5 protein-coding genes are annotated in these 2,026 nt (G+C 68.1%); 3 read left to right on the top strand and 2 right to left on the bottom strand.

Features of this window, described 5'->3' with window-relative positions; translation table 11 throughout:
• Together E2651_RS42810 and E2651_RS45870 are read right to left on the bottom strand one after the other, a co-directional pair.
• A partial coding sequence (locus E2651_RS42810; protein ID WP_135336660.1) for a hypothetical protein occupies positions 1–191 on the bottom strand: 191 nt, incomplete at its 3' end.
• Positions 188–475 (bottom strand): hypothetical protein, encoded by a 288-nt coding sequence (locus tag E2651_RS45870; RefSeq protein WP_245239556.1) that lies wholly within the window; start codon positions 473–475, stop codon positions 188–190. The genes E2651_RS45870 and E2651_RS42810, both read right to left, overlap by 4 nt.
• A gap of 164 nt (positions 476–639) precedes the next feature.
• Here E2651_RS45870 and E2651_RS42800 point away from each other — a divergent pair, with 164 nt between their 5' ends.
• From E2651_RS42800 to E2651_RS42785, 3 genes are read left to right on the top strand one after another with little or no spacing between them, the layout of a single operon-like run.
• Complete coding sequence (locus tag E2651_RS42800) at positions 640–867, top strand: GntR family transcriptional regulator (protein ID WP_135336659.1); 228 nt, start codon at positions 640–642, stop codon at positions 865–867.
• Positions 868–918: 51 nt separating this feature from the next.
• Positions 919–1,533 (top strand): hypothetical protein, encoded by a 615-nt coding sequence (locus tag E2651_RS45865; protein WP_245239555.1) that lies wholly within the window; start codon positions 919–921, stop codon positions 1,531–1,533.
• Complete coding sequence (locus E2651_RS42785; protein ID WP_135336658.1) at positions 1,533–1,922, top strand: hypothetical protein; 390 nt, start codon at positions 1,533–1,535, stop codon at positions 1,920–1,922. The genes E2651_RS45865 and E2651_RS42785 overlap by 1 nt, the downstream gene beginning before the upstream one ends.
• Positions 1,923–2,026 lie beyond the last annotated feature (104 nt).

Genomic DNA, 2,026 nt, shown 5'->3' with positions numbered 1-2,026 from the left:
GGGTGGGGTGGGGCGTCGAGGAGTTCCAGCGCGTCGGTGGGCGGCGGGTAGTGCGTGGCGCAGGCCTGGCACGCGTAGACGTTGAAGCCGGGACCCGTGGCCGCGTGCACCTCGTGTACGAGGACAGGGGCGTCGGTGGTGTGTTGGCAGCGGGCGCACATGCGGACCGGCGGGCGCGGGTGTGGTGTCATCGGGCGGCCACCCGTACGCCGTGGATGTTCTGCGGGCCTACGTCGACGCCGAGCGTGGCCAGGTACAGGGCGCGGCGGCGGGCGCGTTGGCGGCGCAGTTCCTCCAGGTCAAGTACGTAGGGGCGTACGAGGAGTTGGGTGCTGCCGTCTAGGAGTTCGGTGAAGGGGCGTGGCAGGGAGGGGGTGTGCCGTACTGGTGCGGCGTCGGCGCGGTGCTGGCCGCGCGGATGCGGGGTGCAGTACGTGAGGGTCCAGCGTAGGAAGCGGGCGATAGAGTCGCGCATGTCGGCGCTCCTTCGAAGCGTTCGGCCATGCCCCGGGGCGGCCTTCATCCGTCGCCGGGGTCTCTTGCGTACTCACCGTACGGTCGCTTGCAGACCCCTGTCTACCCATATGCAACAAGGGGCCTATCTATGAGCCCATGCGTGGCAGTACGTACAGTCCACCTGTGTTCGAATTCAATCCGACAAGGCCGAAGTGGCAGCAGATCGCCGAAGTGGTCCGGGAACGCATCGCAAGCGGTGAGTATCCGGAGCGTGCGCTGATCTCCGAGGTGAAGCTGGAGCAGGAGTTCGGCGTCGCTCGCGATACCGTCCGCAAAGCCACCGCCGCCCTTCGCGCCGAAGGCCTCATCGTCACCACCCCCGGCATGGGGTCGTTCGTCGCCGACAGGTGATGTCGCCGCCGAGGGGGCAACGCCTGCGTCTCCGCACCGCATACTCACCGCATGGTCGACGTCGTGATCCGCGTGCCCGCCGAGGTGCGCGACCAGCTTGCCGCTGTCGCCGAAGTACGCGGCACCAGTCTCCGAGCCCTGATGCGGGACCTCGCTGCTCGTGCGCTCACGCCTGAGCAGCTGAAGGAGCGGGCCGATCGAACCCGCACCCTGCTCGCCGAGCATCTCGGGCATCACGTGACGGATGAGGAGTCCGTCGAGATGCGGCGCAAGATGCGGGAAGCGTCTGCTGCGCATCGGGCCGCCGTCGCGGATGCTCGGAGGCATCCCGTCGACGCGCTTGAGACTCCCCCGCCGTCTACGCCTGCGTCTACTCGCGGCATGTCCGAAGTCATGATTCGTGTTCCCGCTGACGTGCGCGACCGTCTTGCCGTCGTCGCCGCCTCCCGCAACATGTCCGTGCGTGCCCTGATGCAAGAGGTGGCCGAGCGGATGCTCACCGCTGAGGAGCGTCAGGAGCGGGCTGAGCGCTGCCGGGCCTATCTCGCCGAGCATTTCGGTGCCGAGGTCACCGATGAGGAAAGCGCTGCGGTGGGGCGTAAGGTGCGGGACTTCTTCGACGGCCGTCAGGCGGGCCCCAAGTCCGGGAAGGGCACGGCGGCCTGATGGAAGAGCACCATCTGGTCCTCGACGCTCCGACGCTGCTGGCGCTGCGAGGGAACAAGCAGGTGTCCGGCCTCGTCCACTACGCCCACGGTGACGAGTTCCTGAGGCTGTGCGTGCCGGTGCTTTCCCTGGTCGACGCGGACTCCGAATTTGAGGGCATCGCCGAGCACGTAGGGCAGTTGGATGCCCTCGGTGTGGTGCCGCTCGACTACTCCGACACCGTCGACGTCATGAAGCTGCGGCATGCCGGGCTCCCGTTGGGTTGCGCGGCGGCCGTCGTAGCTGCGCGCGGTGTGGCCGCCGGGTACGAGCCGGGGGCGGCCGTCGCTACGGTGGCGCCCCACATCTACGAAGGGCTCGGCGTCGGAGTCATGGACTTGAACCGCTGAGAGCGCGTTGGCAAGGCGCAAGGGAACCAAGGGAACCAAGGGAACCAAGGGATCGAGGAGTTGGGGATGGCGGGAGGTGCAGGGGTGGGGCCGGATGTCAGGAC

It is taken from the genome of Streptomyces sp. MZ04 (assembly GCF_004684775.1).
Classification (GTDB): domain Bacteria; phylum Actinomycetota; class Actinomycetes; order Streptomycetales; family Streptomycetaceae; genus Streptomyces.
This window is presented reverse-complemented; position numbering and strand designations above follow the sequence as displayed.

Bases quoted from the DNA above. Each gene is read 5' to 3' on its own strand.
- E2651_RS45865 (WP_245239555.1), top strand. From the start codon at position 919: ATGGTCGACGTCGTGATCCGCGTGCCCGCCGAGGTGCGCGACCAGCTT.
- E2651_RS42785 (WP_135336658.1), top strand. From the start codon at position 1,533: ATGGAAGAGCACCATCTGGTCCTCGACGCTCCGACGCTGCTGGCGCTG.
- E2651_RS45870 (WP_245239556.1), bottom strand. From the start codon at position 475: ATGCGCGACTCTATCGCCCGCTTCCTACGCTGGACCCTCACGTACTGC.